This window comes from Allobosea massiliensis (genome assembly GCF_042655245.1).
Classification (GTDB): domain Bacteria; phylum Pseudomonadota; class Alphaproteobacteria; order Rhizobiales; family Beijerinckiaceae; genus Allobosea; species Allobosea massiliensis.
Map to the genome: position 1 here is coordinate 1 of NZ_JBHSLU010000038.1, position 17322 is coordinate 17322.

At 66.9% G+C, this 17322-nt stretch carries 21 protein-coding genes; 3 read left to right on the forward strand and 18 right to left on the reverse strand.

Annotated elements, in window-relative coordinates; genetic code table 11:
• Positions 1 to 279: 279 nt before the first annotated feature.
• From ACFPN9_RS13235 to epmA, 9 genes are all read right to left on the reverse strand, one after another.
• Entirely contained in the window at positions 280 to 1380 is a 1101-nt protein-coding gene (locus ACFPN9_RS13235; protein ID WP_066721623.1) for an anhydro-N-acetylmuramic acid kinase, read from the reverse strand.
• 26 nt (positions 1381 to 1406) lie between these two features.
• Positions 1407 to 1715: a DUF1330 domain-containing protein gene (locus ACFPN9_RS13240; protein ID WP_066721625.1), complete on the reverse strand. Its 309-nt coding sequence runs from the start codon at positions 1713 to 1715 to the stop codon at positions 1407 to 1409.
• A 1-nt stretch (position 1716) separates the two neighbouring features.
• Positions 1717 to 2004: a DUF1330 domain-containing protein gene (locus tag ACFPN9_RS13245; RefSeq protein WP_066721627.1), complete on the reverse strand. Its 288-nt coding sequence runs from the start codon at positions 2002 to 2004 to the stop codon at positions 1717 to 1719.
• A 37-nt stretch (positions 2005 to 2041) separates the two neighbouring features.
• Positions 2042 to 2749 carry an orotidine-5'-phosphate decarboxylase gene (pyrF, locus tag ACFPN9_RS13250; protein WP_066721630.1) on the reverse strand — a complete coding sequence of 236 codons (708 nt, stop codon included), beginning with the start codon at positions 2747 to 2749 and terminating at the stop codon, positions 2042 to 2044.
• A gap of 81 nt (positions 2750 to 2830) precedes the next feature.
• Entirely contained in the window at positions 2831 to 3475 is a 645-nt protein-coding gene (locus tag ACFPN9_RS13255; protein WP_066721632.1) for a DsbA family oxidoreductase, read from the reverse strand.
• Positions 3476 to 3488: 13 nt separating this feature from the next.
• A complete protein-coding gene (locus ACFPN9_RS13260) occupies positions 3489 to 3875 on the reverse strand; it encodes a type II toxin-antitoxin system VapC family toxin (RefSeq protein WP_066721634.1) in 387 nt (128 codons plus the stop codon).
• Positions 3872 to 4117 carry a type II toxin-antitoxin system Phd/YefM family antitoxin gene (locus ACFPN9_RS13265; RefSeq protein ID WP_066721636.1) on the reverse strand — a complete coding sequence of 82 codons (246 nt, stop codon included), beginning with the start codon at positions 4115 to 4117 and terminating at the stop codon, positions 3872 to 3874. Before ACFPN9_RS13265 ends, ACFPN9_RS13260 begins: the two co-directional genes overlap by 4 nt.
• 53 nt (positions 4118 to 4170) lie before the next feature.
• On the reverse strand, positions 4171 to 5238 hold the full coding sequence (locus ACFPN9_RS13270; RefSeq protein WP_377817182.1) for a lysine-2,3-aminomutase-like protein: 1068 nt from the start codon (positions 5236 to 5238) through the stop codon (positions 4171 to 4173).
• Positions 5235 to 6299, reverse strand: a complete 1065-nt coding sequence (gene epmA, locus ACFPN9_RS13275; RefSeq protein ID WP_066721639.1) for an EF-P lysine aminoacylase EpmA — start codon at positions 6297 to 6299, stop codon at positions 5235 to 5237. Before epmA ends, ACFPN9_RS13270 begins: the two co-directional genes overlap by 4 nt.
• A 115-nt stretch (positions 6300 to 6414) precedes the next feature.
• On the opposite strand from epmA, the gene efp reads away from it, so the two are divergent.
• The 3 genes from efp to ACFPN9_RS13290 all read left to right on the forward strand — a co-directional run bounded on the left by efp (position 6415) and on the right by ACFPN9_RS13290 (position 9040).
• Positions 6415 to 6984, forward strand: a complete 570-nt coding sequence (efp, locus tag ACFPN9_RS13280; protein WP_066721641.1) for an elongation factor P — start codon at positions 6415 to 6417, stop codon at positions 6982 to 6984.
• A gap of 91 nt (positions 6985 to 7075) precedes the next feature.
• Complete coding sequence (locus tag ACFPN9_RS13285; protein ID WP_066721643.1) at positions 7076 to 7594, forward strand: DUF1993 domain-containing protein; 519 nt, start codon at positions 7076 to 7078, stop codon at positions 7592 to 7594.
• A 261-nt stretch (positions 7595 to 7855) separates the two neighbouring features.
• Positions 7856 to 9040 carry a hypothetical protein gene (locus ACFPN9_RS13290; protein ID WP_066721645.1) on the forward strand — a complete coding sequence of 395 codons (1185 nt, stop codon included), beginning with the start codon at positions 7856 to 7858 and terminating at the stop codon, positions 9038 to 9040.
• A gap of 15 nt (positions 9041 to 9055) precedes the next feature.
• Here the strand turns inward: ACFPN9_RS13290 and ACFPN9_RS13295 are convergent, their stop codons facing one another.
• From ACFPN9_RS13295 to lptC, 9 genes are all read right to left on the reverse strand, one after another.
• The gene (locus tag ACFPN9_RS13295; RefSeq protein ID WP_066721715.1) at positions 9056 to 9718 is read right to left on the reverse strand and encodes an MBL fold metallo-hydrolase; all 663 of its coding nucleotides are present in this window, start codon (positions 9716 to 9718) and stop codon (positions 9056 to 9058) included.
• Between the two features lie 47 nt (positions 9719 to 9765).
• The gene (locus tag ACFPN9_RS13300; protein WP_066721647.1) at positions 9766 to 10113 is read right to left on the reverse strand and encodes a hypothetical protein; all 348 of its coding nucleotides are present in this window, start codon (positions 10111 to 10113) and stop codon (positions 9766 to 9768) included.
• A complete protein-coding gene (locus tag ACFPN9_RS13305; RefSeq protein ID WP_066721649.1) occupies positions 10110 to 11738 on the reverse strand; it encodes a fumarate hydratase in 1629 nt (542 codons plus the stop codon). Before ACFPN9_RS13305 ends, ACFPN9_RS13300 begins: the two co-directional genes overlap by 4 nt.
• Positions 11739 to 11864: 126 nt before the next feature.
• Complete coding sequence (ptsN, locus tag ACFPN9_RS13310; RefSeq protein WP_066721717.1) at positions 11865 to 12326, reverse strand: PTS IIA-like nitrogen regulatory protein PtsN; 462 nt, start codon at positions 12324 to 12326, stop codon at positions 11865 to 11867.
• An 83-nt stretch (positions 12327 to 12409) separates the two neighbouring features.
• Positions 12410 to 12997 carry a ribosome hibernation-promoting factor, HPF/YfiA family gene (gene hpf, locus ACFPN9_RS13315; RefSeq protein ID WP_066721651.1) on the reverse strand — a complete coding sequence of 196 codons (588 nt, stop codon included), beginning with the start codon at positions 12995 to 12997 and terminating at the stop codon, positions 12410 to 12412.
• A gap of 119 nt (positions 12998 to 13116) precedes the next feature.
• Positions 13117 to 14643: an RNA polymerase factor sigma-54 gene (rpoN, locus tag ACFPN9_RS13320; protein ID WP_066721653.1), complete on the reverse strand. Its 1527-nt coding sequence runs from the start codon at positions 14641 to 14643 to the stop codon at positions 13117 to 13119.
• 221 nt (positions 14644 to 14864) lie between these two features.
• A complete protein-coding gene (gene lptB / locus ACFPN9_RS13325) occupies positions 14865 to 15716 on the reverse strand; it encodes an LPS export ABC transporter ATP-binding protein (protein ID WP_066721655.1) in 852 nt (283 codons plus the stop codon).
• A gap of 95 nt (positions 15717 to 15811) precedes the next feature.
• The gene (locus ACFPN9_RS13330) at positions 15812 to 16486 is read right to left on the reverse strand and encodes an LptA/OstA family protein (RefSeq protein ID WP_066721657.1); all 675 of its coding nucleotides are present in this window, start codon (positions 16484 to 16486) and stop codon (positions 15812 to 15814) included.
• 2 nt (positions 16487 to 16488) lie between these two features.
• Positions 16489 to 17265, reverse strand: coding sequence for an LPS export ABC transporter periplasmic protein LptC (lptC, locus tag ACFPN9_RS13335; protein ID WP_197426640.1), 777 nt, complete (start codon positions 17263 to 17265; stop codon positions 16489 to 16491).
• Between the last annotated feature and the right edge of the window lie 57 nt (positions 17266 to 17322).

A 17322-nucleotide genomic window follows, 5' to 3' on the forward strand; every position in this document is an offset into this window, starting at 1 on the left:
ATCCTGGTGAAGCGCAGAAGAGGCGCCGCTCAGCGGCGGCGCCGTCTCGATGGGCGGTTTATAGGCGGGGCCCTCACTCACTGTCAACACGGTTTTTGAAAAAACTTCGCGTCGGAGCGCCCGCATCATGTGAGCGGGGTCGCTTTGGGCTCATTTCCAGCCCCTGATCGCCGGATTCACGGCGTTGGGACGCGACTTTTCCCGCTATTCCGAATTTTTCGAATCTCACCGTCGCGGCACGCAAACCCTATCGCGACGCGCGCGACGGTTTCGTGACACTCACGCACGGTTGAGCCTTCCGCCCGTCAACGGCCGGGGCACACCGGTTGTTCCCGGCAGGCTGAGCGGCAGGCTCTTCACGGACCGGATGGCGAGATAGGCGAAGAGCTGCGCCTCGAGCGCGTCGCCATCCCAGCCCGCGGCCTCGACCGGCTCGACGGGGACACCGAGCCGGGTTCTCAGACGCTGCATCAGATGGTGGTTGAGCCGCCCGCCCCCGCCGACCAGCCAGCGACGCGGCGCACGCGGCACGTGACGCAGGGCCGCGACCAGGCTCTCGACCGTGAAAGCCGCCAGCGTCGCGGCGCCATCGGCATCGGAGAGCGGCTCGACGATCTGGGCGCGGCGATGAAACTCGTTGCGGTCGAGCGATTTCGGCGCGGGCCTGTCGAAGAACGGGTTCTCCATGAAGGCCGCGACGAGATCCTCATGGATCCGGCCGCTCGCGGCCAGCGCCCCATCCGCATCATAGGGTCGCCCGAGGCGGCGCAGGACGAAGTCATCGAGCAGCGCGCTCGCCGGGCCGGTGTCGAAGGCGATGACCTCCTCACCCTCGATCCAGGTGACATTGGCGACGCCGCCGAGGTTCAGCACCATCACGGGCTGCTCCATCCCCTGCGCCAGCGCCCGATGATAGAGCGGCGCGAAGGGAGCGCCCTCCCCGCCGGCTTCGACATCGGCATGGCGGAAGCGGTCGACGGTCGCGATGCCCAGCGCCGCGGCGATGGCGGGGCCATCGATCAGCTGGCGCGTGAAGCGCTGCTGCGGGCGATGATAGACGGTCTGGCCGTGCAGGCCGACGAGATCGATGCTTGCCGGATCGAGATGCTGTTCGGCGATGAAGCGCCGGATCGCGGCGAGATGGTCGGTCGTGACCTCGGCCTCGAGTTCAACGAGCGGCTCGGTCATCGCCCGCTCGGCCTGCGCGATCAGCGCCTGGAGCGCTGCGCGCGTCTCGTCGCGATAGGGGTAGGAGGCGCCGGCTCCGAAGCGGACGGCATCGCGCCCGTCGCTGGTCACGATCGAGACGTCGATGCCGTCCATCGACGTGCCGCTGATGACGCCCAGCGCGGTGAGGCTGTCCTGCCGAAGTCGGTCCATCCGCCTGCCGCCCGCGCTGCTGTCAGCTATTCGCCCGGCTGGGCCCCGTCATAACCGCCGATGATGACGAGATCGACCTTCCCGACCAGGGCCAAGTGCTTCACCGCCTCCTGGTATTCGGGGGAGGCGTAGCAGGCGCGGGCCGTCTCCTCGTCCTTGAATTCGAGGACGACGTTGTGCTTGCGGCCCTCGCCGCGGGCGAGCTTGTACTCGCCGCCGCGCACCAGAAACTTCGCGCCGTATTTGGCGAAGGCCACGGCGTTCAGGGCGCGGTAGCGGGCATATTCTTCCTCGTTGTCGACGTCGAGCCGCGCGATCCAATAGCCCTTGGCCATCTCAAACGCCCTCGACCACGACGATGTCGATCTCGCCGGCACCCTCGCGCAGCTTGCGGGCCTCGGCATAATCCTGCGACATCGCATAGGCCTTGGCGGCCTCGAAGCTCTCGAACTCGATGACGACGTTGCGGGCCCGGCCCTCGCCTTCCGCAACGGTCATCATGCCGCCGCGCACCAGCGGCGTGCCACCGAACTTCCGGATCGCCTCCGAGGCCTTGGCCGCATAGGCGGCCCATTGCGTCGCATTCGAGACCTTGGCGCGTGCCACGACATATCCCTTGGGCATGATCCGAATCCTCTGAGCGATCGATTGGAGCGCGAACTTAGGAGGCTGCCGCGATCTCGTCCATGATCGCGGCAGCCGCCCCACGCGGGTCGGCTGCGCGGATGATGGGACGCCCGACGACGAGATGGTCGACGCCGGCGCGGATCGCCTCGCCGGGGGTGAGCGTGCGCTTCTGGTCGCCGGCCGCGCTGCCGGCGGGCCGGATGCCGGGCGTCACGATCAGCATGTCGGAGCCGATGACGTCCCGGACGATCTCCGTTTCGGCCGCGGAACAGACGATGCCGTCGATGCCGGCGGTGCGGGCCTGTTCCGCCCGCAGGCGCACGAGGTCGCGCACGGCCAGCCCGTAGCCGGCATCGCGCAGGTCACCGTCGTCGTAGGAGGTGAGCGCGGTGACCGCGAGCAGTTTGAGTGCCGCCTCGTCGCGCCCCTCGACCGCCCCGCGCATGGTCTGGGGGTAGGCGTGCACCGTGAGCAGGTCGACGCCGAGATTGCTGAGGGAGGCGACGCCCTCGGTCACCGTGTTACCGATGTCGTGGAGCTTGAGGTCGAGGAAGACCTTCTTGCCCTCGGCCACCAGTTGCTGGGTGAGCTGCAGGCCGCCGGCGAAGGCGAGCGCATAGCCGATCTTGTAGAAACTCGTCGTGTCGCCGAGTTGGGAGACGATGCGATAGGCGTCCCAGATCGTTGGCACGTCGAGCGCGACGATCATGCGGTCGCGCAGGTCGTTGATCTTCTGGGTCATGGGCCCACTCCCGCTGTTTGCGGGGATGGGCCATGATTCGGGCGCCGGCGCAAGGCCGCGCGCCCGGCGAGCCCCGTTCGCTCAGGCCGCGTCGCTCAGCACCTGCTTGAAGACCTGCGCCCAGACATCGCCGGTCTGCGCGCCGGAGACCGCGAGCTTGCCGTCGACGATGAAGAAGGGCACGCCGGTGACGCCGACCTGCTGGGCGTGCGCCTCGAGCCCGATCACGGTCTCGCGCAGCTCCTCATTGGTCAGCTCGTCGCGCGCGGCCTGCTCGTCGAAACCCTGCTCGCCGGCAATGGCGACGAGCGTGTCGAGATCGCCGATGTCGCGGCCGTCCTGCCAATAGGCCTTGAACAGCGCCGCCTTCATCTCGGTGCCGCGCTGCACGGTCGAGGCGGCGGCGACCAGCATATGGGCCATGCGGGTGTTGACGCTCTTGGTGACGCGCGCCCAGTTGAAGATGACGCCGCTTTCGAGCGCCGCCTCGGAAAGGCGGATCTCGATCTCCTTGCGCTTGCCGGCGCCGAACTTGGCATCGAGATAGGCGGTGCGGTCCATGCCTTCGGCCGGCATGTCGGGGTTCAGCTCATAGGGCAGCCAGGTGATGGCGACGCGCTCGGTCAGGCCATGGTTCTCTAGCGCCCTTTCCAGCCGCGCCTTGCCGATGAAGCACCAGGGGCAGGCGAGATCGGAGACGATCGCGATGGGGAGTTTTTCTTTCATGGCGGTCTCCTTCTCAAACCTTCTGGATCGCGCCGCCATAGCGGGCCACCGTGTTGTCGGACGTCAACAGGGTGATTCCTTCGACCTTGGCCTGAGCGACCAGGATGCGATCGAACGGATCCCTATGGATCGGCGGCAATCCGTCGATCGCAACCGCATGCTCGCTCGTTACCGGCAACTCGGCAAAACCATGGTCGAGCAAGCCGCGTCGCAGAAGTCTCGCGTCCACCGAAAAATCACTCCGGCCGAGACTGGCCTTGATGGCGATCTCCCACAGGCTCGCCGCGCTGAAATACAACTCGCTGTCGGCTGAGTCGATGATGCGTCGCGCTTCCGCCGACAGCAGGTCGGGTCGACCCGCGTTCCAAAGCAGGAGGTGCGTGTCGAGGAGCGCCTTCACGATCGCCCGTTGAACATGGCTTCGATCTCTGCCCGCCCCATCTCATCGAAATCATCGGGCACCGTCATTTGCCCGACCATGAAACCAGTGCGTTGGAGCGGCTTGGTCTCGATCGGCTCCAACGGGACGACCTTGACCATGGCCTTCCCCGCCTTCGCGATGATAAAGGCCTCACCCTTCGCGGCGCGGTCGACCAGGCGCGAGAGATGCGTCTTCGCGTCGTGGATGTTCACCTTCTCCATGGCCAATCTCAGGTTAGTTCAACTGAGTTAGTTTACCAGAGCAATCATTGTCTTCAACCCGGCGGATAGAGGTGCCGCTCGCCATGACGGTCCTCGGCGAAAGCCTCGGCGCCGGGCGTCTCGCAGGCCGAGAGGAAGGCGGGGCCGACGGGGATCTTTCCTGCCCCGCCGGGGATATCGAGGATATAGGTCGGCTGGCACAGGCCGGACATATGGCCTCGCAGGCTTTTGACGAGGGCCTGGCCCTCCTCCAGCGAGAGCCGGAACGACGCCGTTCCGGGCGCGAGGTCCGGATGATGCAGATAGTAGGGCTTCACCCGGTTCTCGACGAAGGCGCGCATCAGGGCCGACAGGGTCGCGACATCGGCGTTGACGCCTCTGAGGAGCACGCTCTGGCTGATCAAGACATGGCCGGCATCCGCCAGCCGCGCCAGTGCGGTCCGTGCCGCAGGGGTGAACTCGCGCGGGTGATTGGCGTGGACGGCGATGTAGCTCGCCTTGCCCTGGATCCGGAGGGCCGCGGCATAGTCAGCCGTAATGCGGTCGGGCTCGACCATCGGCACGCGGGTGTGCCAGCGCGCGACCTTGATATGGTCGATCGCGCCCAGACGCTGCGCCACCTCCCGCACCCGCCGGGCCGACAGGATCAACGGGTCACCGCCCGTCATGATGACCTCCCAGATTTCGGGACGGTCGGCGAGATAGGCCAGCGCCGCCTCGAGCTTCCCGCCCGTGAGCGCATCGCCGCCGGGGCCGACCATCTCGCGGCGGAAGCAGAAGCGGCAATAGACCGGGCAGGCATGGACGAGCTTGAGCAGGGCGCGGTCGGGGTAGCGATGCACCACGCCCTCGACCGGCGAATGCGCCTCGTCGCCGATCGGATCGACACGCTCCTGCGGCAGCGTGACGAGTTCGTCCGGATCCGGGACGAACTGGCGCGCGATCGGGTCGTCAGGATCGGCCGGGTCGATCAGCGCGGCCATGGCGGGCGTCACCGAGACCGCATAGCGCGCCGCCACCGCGTCCAACGCCTCGCGGGCTGCGGGCGCAACGAGGCCGGTCTCGACGAGGGCCCCGACGCTGCGCAGCGGCTGTCCGCCGGGAGGCTGATGAAGGGTCATGCCGCTCCCCTGCCCGGTTCCGCCACCGGCGTCCAGAGTACGTCCTCGATCCGGCGGGCGCCGGTGCAGAGCATGACGAGGCGATCGAAGCCGAGCGCGATGCCGCTGGCCGGCGGCATCGCGGCGAGCGCGCTCAAAAAATCCTCGTCGATCGGATAGCGCTCACCATAGATGCGCGCCTTCTCGTCCATGTCGGCCTCGAAGCGCCGGCGCTGCTCGGCCGGATCGGTCAGTTCCCCGAAGGCATTCGCCAGTTCGACGCCGCAGGCATAGAGCTCGAAGCGCTCGGAGACGCGGGGATCGCCCGGTTTCGGCCGCGCCAGCGCAGCCTCCGAGATCGGATACTCGCACAGGATCGTCGCGCGCCCCCGGCCGAGATGGGGCTCGATCCGCTCCGCGAGGATGCGGCTGAAGATGTCGGACCAGCTGTCGTCATCCGTAACCCGGATACCGGCTTCGGCCGCATCGGCGGCGAGCCCGCCGCGATCGACGTCGTTATCGGCGGTGACGGTGCGCAACAGGTCGATGCCGGCATGACGCCGGAAGGCCTCCTGGAGCGTCAGCCGCTCGGGCTCGGCGAACGGATCGGCGTCGATGCCGCGCCAGTGCAGCGTGGTCACGCCGGCGGCGCGGGCCGCCTCGGCCAGGAGCGCAGCGGCATCCTGCATCAGCGTCTCGTAGCCCTCGCCCGCCCGATACCATTCCAGCATCGTGAATTCGGGGTGGTGCAGCGCCGTCCGCTCGCGATTGCGGAAGACGCGGGCGAAATCGAAGAGGCGCGGCTCGCCCGCGGCCAGCAGCTTCTTGGCGGCGAATTCGGGCGAGGTGTGCAGGTAATAGGGATGCCGGGCCCCGGCATCGTCGATCAGCGTGGTGGCGAAGCCGTGCAGATGCGTCTCGTTGCCCGGCGAGACCTGCAGGATCGCGGCCTCGACCTCGACGAAGTCCCGAGCCTCGAACCAGCGGCGTAGCGCAGCCTTGATGCGGCCGCGCGCCAGAAGCGCCGGGCGACGGTCGGCATGGATGTCGGGCCGCCAGAAGGGCGGAAGAGCGTTCGTCATCGTCTCGGGTTCAAAACGTCTGCAAGCTTCCGTTTCGCCTGCGAATGCGGTAGTGGCGCGGCAACGGTTTCGCCAAAGGCGCCGGGGCGCGGCGCGAGCTCAAGGACAAAGTCACGTGGTCAAGGTCATCGCATCCTCCGTTCGCAAGGGCAATGTGCTCGAAGTCGACGGCCATCTCTGCTCGGTGCTCTCGGCCGAGAGCTTCTTCCCCGGCAAGGGCACGCCGACGACGCAGATCGACATGCGCCGCATCTCGGACGGGGTGAAGGTCACGCAGCGCTACAAGACGACCGAGCAGGTCGAGCGCGCCTATGTCGAGGACCGCGACTACACCTATCTCTACCAGGACGGCGAGCAATACGTCTTCATGAACCCCGAGACCTACGACCAGATCCCGGTCGACAGCGACGTCGTCGGGGACATGGCCGCCTATCTCCAGGAGGGTATGAAGGTCTCGCTCTCGGTGTTCGAGGACAAGGCCGTGGCGATCGAGCTGCCGCAGCGGATCACGCTCGAAGTGGTCGAGACCGAGCCGGTCACCAAGGGGCAGACGGCCTCGTCCTCCTACAAGCCCGCGATCCTTTCCAACGGCGTGCGCAGCGCGGTGCCGCCCCATATCGGCGTCGGCACCCGGATCGTCGTGATGACGGCCGACGGCTCCTATGTGGAGCGCGCCAAGGATTGATCGCGGCGCCCGGTGCATCCACCGGCGGCATGCTTATATCGGCGATGCGACGGGCCCTTTCCGGGCCCGTTTTCGTTTCCGAGGATCGCCCATGACCATCACCGCCCGCTCCGCCGCCCTCACCGGCTTCGTCCAGACGCTCAAGGCCCTCGACGCCATCCTCGACAAGACGGTCGAGCAGGCGGCGGCGCGCAAGATCCAGCCCGAGGTGCTGCTGCAGGCGCGGCTGGCGCCCGACATGCTGCCCTTCTCGCGCCAGATTCAGCTCGCCTGCGACTTCGCCAAGAACGCGGCGGCCCGCCTTGCCGGCGGCGACAACCCCAGGCATCCCGACGAGGAAAAGAGCTTCGACGAGCTGAAAGCGCGCATCGCCAAGGTGCTGGCCTTCGTCGAGAGCATCGACGCGGCGGCCTTCGAGGCCGGCGTTGACCGCGACGTCACCTTCCCCCGCGGCCAGAACGCGACCATGACGATGCGCGGCGAGGCCTATCTCACCCGCTTCGCCGTGCCGAACTTCTATTTCCATGCCACGACCGCCTACGCGATCCTGCGCAAGAACGGCATCCAGATCGGCAAGCAGGACTTCCTGCTCGGCGTTTTCGACAGCTGAGGCCGGCGCCCTTGAAAGCGCCGCAATGCTCTCCCATATGAGCATCACGGCGATGTCGAGGGCGTTCCACTGTCCTCCAGAGCTGTAGAAGACGGCCATGGGCCCGAAGTGTGACGCCGGATGTACGCGCACCCTTCCGGACATGGCCGTTAACGTTTCCAGCCTCTGCTGTTCCCTGCGATACATCGCCGATGCCTTGAACGTGCATCGGCCCTGCCGCGACTATCCTGCATCATGGGCCGATGAAGGCGGGAGGGGACGATGGCGGAGCCGAAGGGAGCGGTCTATCTGCGGGCGGGGGGCGCCGAGCAGTTCCGGAAAGACACGGCGAAGCGTTTCGCGCGGCGCGTCAACAAGACGCTGCTCAAGATCGATGACGCACTCCCGCGCTATGCCGCGATCCCGCGGGACGAGCGCAGCCTGCGCACCCAGGCCCTGCTTGCCCTGGTCGCCCTCTGCGATCACTGGCTCAGGGACAAGCAGACCAAGATCGACCAGCATGAATCCTTCCGGGCCGCCGCAGTCCAGGATCTGCATGAGGCTGCGGTGGCAGAACTCAGAGGCCTGCAGAACTGGGCCAAGGCCAAGACGGCGATCCGCAAGCTCATTCCCAAGGGCTCGTTAAAGGGCCATGGCGCGGCCCCGATCCGGCTGATGCAGCAGGAGAACTGGCTGGAGGTGCTCGATACGCATCACCGGCGAGGCCAGGAATTGAAGAAGCATTTCCTGATGTGGGAAGCGTCGGGGCAGTCCTGCTCGTTCTGGGAGTATCTCGAGAAGCTCGATCCCGTTTCAAAGAAGGAACTGGCCGAAGTCTCGGTGCGCTATGTCGACGATCTGATCTACCGCGCGCTTTTCGAGGTCACCTTCGACAACGGGCTGATGCGCTCGCGCATGTCGCCCGTCGTGCAGAACATGATCCTCAGCCGCTTTCCGCGCGCCACCGTCTTTGCGAACGCGGACGAGAAGCTGCTCGACACCAGCACCTGGCCGTCCAACGCCCTGCGCGGCGTCTCGACCGGCTGGGCCGCCTTCGTCCTGAGCCCGCAGGAGGTGCTCTATGCGGGGATGCATGTGAGCGGCTTGTTCCACCACTCCAGTTTCCTGTGCGGAGCGCCCGTCCTCGCTTCGGGCATGTTGCGCGTCGAGAACGGCCGCATCCGGGGGATCCATGAGAAGAACGGCCACTACCGCTCGCAGGACATCCACCTGATGACCTTCCTGAAGCTGCTCCAGCGCAAGCTCCCGGGCACGGACTGGCACGATGTCGAGTACATCACCTTCGGCGGAACGCCGATGACCGTCGGGCAGAAGCTGAACCTGCCGCGCCGACCGGCTGTGCCGAGCCGGGCCAACCGCGGACAGCTCTCTTCGGCAGTGGCTTCCCAGCAACCCGTTCAGCAGGGCAACGTGCGCAACCTCATCAACCGCTTCAACAGGGGCTGAGGCAGCCGTCCCCGCTCAACCCTGCAGGAAGGGATTGTTCGCCCGCTCTTCGCCGAGGGTTCCCGCCGGGCCATGCCCGGGCAGGAACTGGACGTCGTCGCCAAGCGGCAGGAGCTTGTTTCGGATCCCCGCGATCAGCGTCTCGTGGCTGCCATAGGGAAAATCGGTGCGGCCGACGGAGCCGGCGAAAACAGTATCTCCGGCGAGCAGGAAGCGCAGATCCTTTTGGAAGAAGGTGACGTGGCCGGGCGTGTGGCCGGGCACATGCAGCACCGAGAAGGCGACGTCGCCGACCTTGACCTCGTCGCCCTCGACGAGCCAGCGCGATGGCGTGACGGCCCGCATGTCGCGGATGTCGAAGCGCAGCCCCGCGGTCGGCAGTTCGTCCAGCAGGAACTTGTCGGCCTCGTGAGGGCCGACGACCGGCACCGACAGAGCCTCGGCCAGTTCGGCCGCCCCGCCGGCATGGTCGAGATGGCCGTGCGTCAGCCAGATCGCCACTGGCGTGACACCGACCTCCTTCAGCGCGCCGCGGATCAGCGAGACGTCGCCGCCCGGATCGACCACGACCGCCTGCTTGGTGCGCGTGCACCAGAGGATCGAGCAGTTCTGCTGGAACGGCGTCACCGGGATGACGGCGATCTGGAGCGGGGTCTGCGGCTGGTCGGTCACGGGCATCTCCATCGATATCGGCTGCGAGACGCGACCGCGCCGCGCCCGTTTCGTCAGCGTTTGCCGCAGCGACCTGCGATCAGCGTGCGGTAGTCGGCGAGGTCGGAATCCATCATCGCGACGTTCTGCGCCCGCTCGGCTCCGGCCTGGCAGGTCGCGAAGACGGCGCGCGCATCTTGCAAGAATCCGACATGCTCGCGCCAGGTCCGGCACTGGGTGGCCTGATCGGCATTGGCGACGGCTGAGAGCCGCGTCTGCTGCCGGCGCAGCGCGCCCTCGTTCTGGAAGAGATCACGCGAGCAGGTCGCCGGGCGGGCCTGCGCCGCAGCAGGCGGCACCGCCGCCAGCAGCGCCGGCAGCAGGCCGAAAGCGACGGTTGCGGCGAGCGGAAGCCGCCTCATCCGAGATTCAGCTCCTTGAAGAAGTCGTTGCCCTTGTCATCGATGACGATGAAGGCCGGAAAATCCTCGACCTCGATCCGCCAGACCGCCTCCATGCCGAGTTCCGGATACTCCAGCACCTCGACCTTGCGAATGCAGTCCTGCGCCAGCCTCGCGGCCGGGCCGCCGATCGAGCCGAGATAGAAGCCGCCATGGGTCTTGCAGGCTTCGCGCACCGCCGCGGAGCGGTTGCCCTTGGCGAGCATGACCATCGACCCGCCGAAGGACTGGAACTGGTCGACGAAGGAATCCATCCGGCCCGCGGTGGTCGGGCCGAAGGAGCCGGAGGCGAAGCCCTCCGGAGTCTTGGCCGGGCCGGCATAATAGACAGGGTGATTCTTGAAATAGTCGGGCATGCCCTGGCCGCTCTCCAGCCGCTCGCGGATCTTGGCATGGGCGGCGTCGCGCGCGACGATGATCGTGCCCGTCAGCGAAAGGCGCGTTTTGACCGGATACTTCGTCAGGGTCGCCAGGATTTCGCTCATCGGCCGGTTGAGATCGACCTTGACCACGTCTCCACCCAGCGAAGCATCCTCGACCTCCGGCAGGTACTTCGACGGGTCGGTCTCCAGCGCCTCGAGGAAGATGCCATCCTTGGTGATCTTGCCCTTGGCCTGCCGGTCTGCCGAGCAGGAGACGCCGAGGCCGATCGGCAGCGAGGCGCCGTGGCGCGGCAGGCGGATGACACGCACGTCGTGGCAGAAGTACTTGCCGCCGAACTGCGCGCCGACGCCGAGCGACTGCGTGAGCTTGTGGACCTCCGCCTCCATTTCGAGGTCGCGGAAGGCATGCCCCGAGGGCGATCCCTGCGTCGGTAGCGCGTCGAGATAACGCGTCGAAGCCAGCTTCACTGTCTTGAGGTTCTGCTCGGCCGAGGTGCCGCCGATGACGATGGCGAGATGGTAGGGCGGGCAGGCGGCGGTGCCGAGCGTCAGAATCTTTTCCTTCAGGAACGCGATCATGCGCTCCTTCGTCAGCAGCGAGGGTGTCGCCTGAAACAGGAAGGTCTTGTTGGCCGAGCCGCCCCCCTTGGCGACGAAGAGGAACTTGTAGGCGTCCTCGCCATGACCCTTGCCCTCGGCGTAGATGTCGATCTGCGCCGGCAGGTTGGTCGCCGTGTTCTTCTCCTCGAACATCGACAGCGGAGCGACCTGCGAGTAGCGCAGGTTGCGCTTGAAATAGGCGTCGGCGACGCCCTCGCCGAGCGCCTCTTCGTCCTCGCCCTCCGTCCAGACGCGGCGGCCCTTCTTGCCCATGATGATCGCCGTGCCGGTGTCCTGGCACATCGGCAGCACGCCGCCGGCGGCGATGTTGGCGTTCTTCAGGAGGTCGTAAGCCACGAACTTGTCGTTCGAGGTCGCCTCGGGATCGTCGAGAATCTTGGCGAGTTGGGCGAGATGGCCCGGCCGCAGCAGATGGTTGATGTCGATGAAGGCCTGTTCGCTGAGGCGGCGGATGGCTTCGCGGGAGACGTTCAGAACCTCGCGATCGCCGATCCGCTCGACGGAGACCCCCTCGCTGCCGAGATGGCGATAAGGCGTCTCGTCCGGCCCGAGCGGGAAGAGATCGACATGGGTATAGGCCATGGGCGGCACTCCGGCATGCAGCGACGGTCCCCTCGCCCTCCGGGCGGGAGCTTCGCGCAAGCGAATAGCCGATGTTGCGATCTAATCAAATGCGAGAGAGAGCCGCCTCGCTGCGGCCAATGCGGCTCAGGCGGCCTGCGCCGCCGATTCGGACAGGATGGCGTAGATGGCGGCAGGGTCGCGGGCAGCGCGGACCTGCTCCAGGACCGCGGGGTTTCGCAGCACGCGCGCCACCCGGGCCAGCGCCTTGAGATGGTCGGCGCCGGCGCCCTCTGGGGCGATCAGGACGAAGATCAGATCGACGGGCTGGCCGTCGAGCGCATCGAAATCGATCGGCTTCTCCGCCCGGGCGAAGAGGCCGACCAGGCGGTCAATCCCGGCCATCCGGCCATGGGGGATGGCGATGCCGTCACCGATACCGGTGGAGCCGAGGCGCTCGCGCTGCAGCAGCGCCTCGAAGAGATCCCGCTCGGACAGGCCCGTGAGCTGCGCGGCCTGCTGGGCGAGTTCCAGCAGCGCCTGCTTCTTGCCGTTGGCCCGCAACGGCGAGATCACCGCTGCAGGGCTCAGAAGATCGATCAGCGTCATGCGCCAGTCCATGCATGTCCCGTGCCGCGTATCCTGACATGCGACAGGGTCAAGGTTCGGGCCCGCGCGGAACGTCGCCGGACCTATGACAGCGACGCGGGAGGATCGATCCAGCCGATGTTGCCGTCGCGGCGGCGGTATACGACGTTCATCCGGCCATGACCAGCATGGCGGAACATCACGACCGGCGCGCCGGTGAGATCAAGCTCCGCGACGGCGTCGCCGACGGTCATGACATGCAGGGATTTGGTCGATTCCGCCACGATCACGGGGTTGTCGCCGGCGCCCTCGACCTCAACCTCCTCGAAATCCTCATCCGGGGCGGCAATGACATAGCTGGGGATTTCGAGCGCGGGCTCGCGACCATTGGCGCTGGCCGAGCGGTCCTTGAGCCGTCGCTTGTAGCGACGCAGACGCTTCTCGATGCGCTCCGCCATCTTGTCCAGGCTGGCATAGGCATCGTGCGCCGTGCCGGACGCCTCGAGCGTGATGCCGGACGACAGGTGCAGGACGCCGTCCGTCTTGAACGCGGTCCCGTCCTTGCCGACGGTCACATGGCCCTGGTAGCCGCCTTCGTAATACTTGCCGAGAGCGGCGGCGACGCGGGCCTCGGCCTGGCCGCGCAGGGCCTCGCCGACATCGAGGTTCTTGCCGGAGATTCGCAGGCTCATGGAGTGCTTCCCCTTCTTAGCCACGGCCGGGAGATCGACCGTCTTTGGGAGCTAAGAACTCGCTACCGGGTCTGTCAATGATATGGCCCAAAGCCGTCGCAGGCGTGGCGAAGGGGCGCTCAGCGACTGCCCATCGCCATCGCGACCTTTTCGCGGCGGCGCTCCATCGAGGAGGGGATGCGCAGAGATTCGCGATACTTCGCGACGGTGCGGCGGGCGATGTCGATCCCGCCCTCCTTCAGCCGGGCCACGATCGCATCGTCCGAGAGCACATCGGCGGGTGCCTCGTCGTCGATCATCTGCCGGATGCGGAACCGCACGGCCTCGGCCGAATGCGCCTCGCCATAGCCGGTCGCGGCGATGGCGGCGGAGAAGAAGTATTTCATCTCGAAAACGCCGCGTGAGCAGATCAGGTATTTGTTCGAGGTCACGCGCGAGACGGTGGATTCATGCATGCCGATGGCGTCGGCGACGGTCTTCAGGTTGAGCGGGCGCAGATGCTCGACGCCATGGGCGAAGAATCCGTCCTGCTGGCGGACGATCTCGCTCGCCACCTTCAGGATGGTCCTGGCCCGCTGCTCGAGCGAGCGGGTCAGCCAGTTGGCGGTCTGCAGGCATTCGGCGATGAAGGCCTTCTCCTCGTCACTGCGCGCCGCCTTCGAGACCCGCGCGTGATAAGTCTGGTTCACCAGCACGCGGGGCAGCGTATCCGGGTTCAGATCGACGAGCCATGAACCGTCCGGCGCGGCGCGGATGAAGACATCCGGCACCACCGTCTCGGCCGCCGAGCCGCCGAAGCCGCGGCCGGGCTTGGGGTCGAGGCGCCGGATCTCGGCCACCATGTCGGCGATGTCCTCGTCATCGACCCCGCAAAGCCGCTTGAGGGCGGCGAAGTCGCGCTTGGCGACGAGGTGAAGGTTCGCCACCAGGGTCTGCATGGCCGGGTCGAAACGATCGCGGTCCCGCAGCTGGATCGACAGGCACTCGGCCACGTCACGCGCCGCGACGCCGGAGGGATCGAAGCTCTGGACGATCCGCAGCACGCCCTCGACCCGTTCCACCGGGACACCGAGCCGCTCCGCGATCTCGGGCAGAGGCTCGCCCAGATAACCGGAATCGTCGACCGCATCGATCAGATGGCGGCCGATGAGCCGCTCGGCCGGATCATGGACGGCGAGATCGAGCTGCGCGCTGAGATGATCGTGAAGCGAGACATCAGCCGTCAGACCGCTCTCGAACCCGTCCGGCCCTTCCTCAAAGGACCCTCCCGAGCCGCCATAGGCCCCGCCGATGATCGGCAGGCTGTCGGCACCGCTGCTGTCGAGCCGCGCCACGGTGGGCTGTTCGCTCTGGAAAACATTGTCGAGGCCGGTGCCGAGACGCGTCTCCATGCCTTCCTGGCTGTTGAGGCTCTCGGCCCGGTCGTAGCTCTCCTGATCGGCGGCATGGGCGCTGTCTGCGGCCGCCTGCAACGGCCCCTCCGAGACGTCCTCCCGCTCCAGCAGCGGGTTGCGCTCGAGTTCGCCCTCGACGAAGTTCTGGAGTTCGAGATGCGACAATTGCAGAAGCTTGATCGCCTGCAGCAGTTGCGGCGTCATCACCAGGGATTGCCCCTGGCGCAGCTCCATGCGCGGCATCATCGCCATGCGCGTCAGACCTTCCCGACCCAGCGTCCCGAAACGGCACGCTTCTTGCTTTGAAGGTCAGCCTAGCGCTGTGCTCGCCATCCGTCAAAGGCCTTTGGCGGTCTTTGCCGTGCGAAGTTAATGCGGCGCACCATTATCTCGCAAGTGCGATATGACAATCGGCCAGATCGACGGCATTGCCGGTCGCGGGATGGCGTCCGAAGCGGGCGTCCGCGTTCGGCTCAGAGGCGGAAATCTTCGCCCAAATAGACGCGGCGCACATCGGGATTGGCGATGATCTCGGCCGGCGAACCTTCGGTCAGCACCCGGCCCGAATGGATGATATAGGCGCGATCGACCAGACCGAGCGTCTCGCGGACATTGTGGTCGGTGATCAGCACGCCGATGCCGCGGTCGGTGAGCTGCCGGACCAGCGCCTGAATGTCGCCGACCGCGATCGGGTCGATGCCGGCGAAGGGCTCGTCGAGCAGGATGAAGGAGGGCTTGCCGGCGAGCGCGCGCGCAATCTCGCAGCGCCGGCGCTCACCGCCCGACAGCGCGATCGAGGGCGCCTTGCGGAGGCGGGCGATGGTGAACTCCTCCAGCAGCTGGTCGAGCTGCCGCTCGCGCTCACGACGATCGGGCTCGACCACCTCGAGCACCGCCCGGATATTGTCTTCCACGCTCAGCCCGCGGAAGATCGAGGCTTCCTGGGGCAGATAGCCGATGCCGAGCCGCGCCCGCTGGTACATCGGCAGCTGGGTGATGTCGTTTCCTTCCAGCGAGATCGTGCCGAGATCGGCCGCGACCAGCCCGGTGATCATGTAGAAGATCGTCGTCTTGCCGGCGCCGTTGGGGCCGAGCAGGCCGACCGCCTCGCCCTGGCGCAGCGACAGGCTGGCGTCGCTGACGACGGTGCGGCCACCATAGCTCTTGCGCAGACCCGTGACGGACAGGATGCCCGGGCCGCCCAGCGCGGTGACGCCCGCCGAGTCCTCCTCCCGAGCCTCCTTCTCCGACCGGCGGAAGAGCCGTCCGAGCAGGTTCGCCCCGCGCCGGGCGGTCGAAGGCGCCTCGCGCCCGGGTGCGGTCACGCTTTGCGAAATGTCGGAGAGAGTCACGTGGAGGGGTGCGCCTGGACTGGAGAGATCGAGAGGGACGCGCGCCGAGCGCGCGCGGGATCGGCCGCTCAGTTGGTCGGTGGGGTCGCGGGCTTGGCGCCGGGCGTGCCCTTGTTGGCATCGGCTGCGTTCGGCACGAAGAAGCCCTGCACACGACCACCCTTGTTGGTCTCGACATTGGCGATGCCGGTGACGGTGTTGTAGGTCAGCTTCTCGCCGCGCGTGATGTTGGGCCCGTCGTTCAGCGCGACATTGCCGGTCATGATGACGGTATTGGTCGAACGGTCGAACACCGCATTGTCGGAGGTCGCGGCCTGGGTTTTCGACACGACCGTCACCGGCCCCTTGCATTCGATGCGCTTGATCGAGCTGTCGTTGCCCTGCCCCGGCGCAGCCGCCGGCGTGGGCGTTGCCGGCTTGGCGCCGGCGCCCTGGCCGCCCCGCCCCTCATAGAACACGGTCATGACCGTGCAGCGGACCGTGGTCTCGCCCTGGACCGCGACCACATTGCCACTGAAGACCGCACGGTTCTCCTTGTCGAGCACGTCCAGCTTGTCGGCATCGATCTTGATCGGCTCCTTGCTGTCTCCGCCGAGACCGCCGAGCGGCGAGCTGGCATTGCCGCCGCGCGCCTTGGCCTGCGCCATCGCCTGCTGAGGCCCCATAGCGGCCATCAGCAGGGCGAATACGCCGGCCGTGGCGGCAAGGCAGGAGAGCAGGGAGATACGGGCGGAAGTCTGCATGGTCACTGTCCTGTCGCGCGGGAGGGGCCGGCAGCCGCCGATCCCTGCGTGCCCGCTCCTGAGAGACCCGACCGGAGCAGTTCCGGTTGCGGGGTGCTGCCCTCGCGCTCGGGGCCGGCGATGGTGCCGGCCGGAGCATTGGGGATATAGGCGCGCACGCGCCCCTGGAAAACGATCAGCGCGCCGTTGTCCTTCACATCGAGCGAGTCGGCATCGACGGTGGTGGTTCCGAGGCTGACCTTGACGGGCTCCTTCGAGACGACCGTGCCGCCCTTGAAGTCGACATCGGCCGTCTTCATGCGGATGTCATGGCCGTTCTCGGTCCGGACATGGACATCGTCGACCAGCTTCAGCTTTTCCTTCTGGGTGTCGAAGAGGCCGCTCTTGGCGTTGACCGTCACCCAGCCTTCGCGCTCCATCTGGAGCCGCGCGGTAAGTTGCTGGAGTTCGACCTGTGTGGGGTTGCGGATTTCCTGCAAGGCGGCCTCGGCGGTCACCTCATAGGGCCGGTTGTCCTTGCGATAGCCCGACAGGCGCGGCGTATCCATCTTGACCTTGCCGCCGGAGATCCCGACCGCGCCGAGCGAAACGCTGGCCACGCCACTGAGCGGGGTGAAGAACGGCACCACCAGCAGGGAGACGACCGCGATAGCCGCTCCCACGGGAATCGCCTTGCGCAGGAAATGAACGAGCCGCGTGTGCCGGCGTGCCGCGCCGAACGCCGCCTGCCGCCGCGCCGCCGGCCCGTTGGGGCGGGCGGCCCAGTCATTGGTTGTCATCGCCACAGTCATGCCCCGCGGAATGGCAGTCGCAAACGGCTTTTTCGTGTCGTGCGG

Excerpts from the sequence above, each read along its gene's own strand:
- hpf (WP_066721651.1), bottom strand. The coding sequence starts at position 12,997 with ATGAGCCTGCGAATCTCCGGCAAGAACCTCGATGTCGGCGAGGCCCTG.
- ACFPN9_RS13330 (WP_066721657.1), bottom strand. The coding sequence starts at position 16,486 with ATGCAGACTTCCGCCCGTATCTCCCTGCTCTCCTGCCTTGCCGCCACG.
- ACFPN9_RS13295 (WP_066721715.1), bottom strand. The coding sequence starts at position 9,718 with ATGCCCGTGACCGACCAGCCGCAGACCCCGCTCCAGATCGCCGTCATC.
- ACFPN9_RS13290 (WP_066721645.1), top strand. The coding sequence starts at position 7,856 with ATGGCGGAGCCGAAGGGAGCGGTCTATCTGCGGGCGGGGGGCGCCGAG.
- lptC (WP_197426640.1), bottom strand. The coding sequence starts at position 17,265 with ATGACAACCAATGACTGGGCCGCCCGCCCCAACGGGCCGGCGGCGCGG.
- ACFPN9_RS13300 (WP_066721647.1), bottom strand. The coding sequence starts at position 10,113 with ATGAGGCGGCTTCCGCTCGCCGCAACCGTCGCTTTCGGCCTGCTGCCG.
- ACFPN9_RS13285 (WP_066721643.1), top strand. The coding sequence starts at position 7,076 with ATGACCATCACCGCCCGCTCCGCCGCCCTCACCGGCTTCGTCCAGACG.
- ACFPN9_RS13270 (WP_377817182.1), bottom strand. The coding sequence starts at position 5,238 with ATGACCCTTCATCAGCCTCCCGGCGGACAGCCGCTGCGCAGCGTCGGG.
- ACFPN9_RS13240 (WP_066721625.1), bottom strand. The coding sequence starts at position 1,715 with ATGGCCAAGGGCTATTGGATCGCGCGGCTCGACGTCGACAACGAGGAA.
- ACFPN9_RS13265 (WP_066721636.1), bottom strand. The coding sequence starts at position 4,117 with ATGGAGAAGGTGAACATCCACGACGCGAAGACGCATCTCTCGCGCCTG.
- ACFPN9_RS13235 (WP_066721623.1), bottom strand. The coding sequence starts at position 1,380 with ATGGACCGACTTCGGCAGGACAGCCTCACCGCGCTGGGCGTCATCAGC.
- ACFPN9_RS13245 (WP_066721627.1), bottom strand. The coding sequence starts at position 2,004 with ATGCCCAAGGGATATGTCGTGGCACGCGCCAAGGTCTCGAATGCGACG.
- ACFPN9_RS13255 (WP_066721632.1), bottom strand. The coding sequence starts at position 3,475 with ATGAAAGAAAAACTCCCCATCGCGATCGTCTCCGATCTCGCCTGCCCC.
- pyrF (WP_066721630.1), bottom strand. The coding sequence starts at position 2,749 with ATGACCCAGAAGATCAACGACCTGCGCGACCGCATGATCGTCGCGCTC.
- epmA (WP_066721639.1), bottom strand. The coding sequence starts at position 6,299 with ATGACGAACGCTCTTCCGCCCTTCTGGCGGCCCGACATCCATGCCGAC.
- ptsN (WP_066721717.1), bottom strand. The coding sequence starts at position 12,326 with ATGACGCTGATCGATCTTCTGAGCCCTGCAGCGGTGATCTCGCCGTTG.
- ACFPN9_RS13305 (WP_066721649.1), bottom strand. The coding sequence starts at position 11,738 with ATGGCCTATACCCATGTCGATCTCTTCCCGCTCGGGCCGGACGAGACG.
- rpoN (WP_066721653.1), bottom strand. The coding sequence starts at position 14,643 with ATGGCGATGATGCCGCGCATGGAGCTGCGCCAGGGGCAATCCCTGGTG.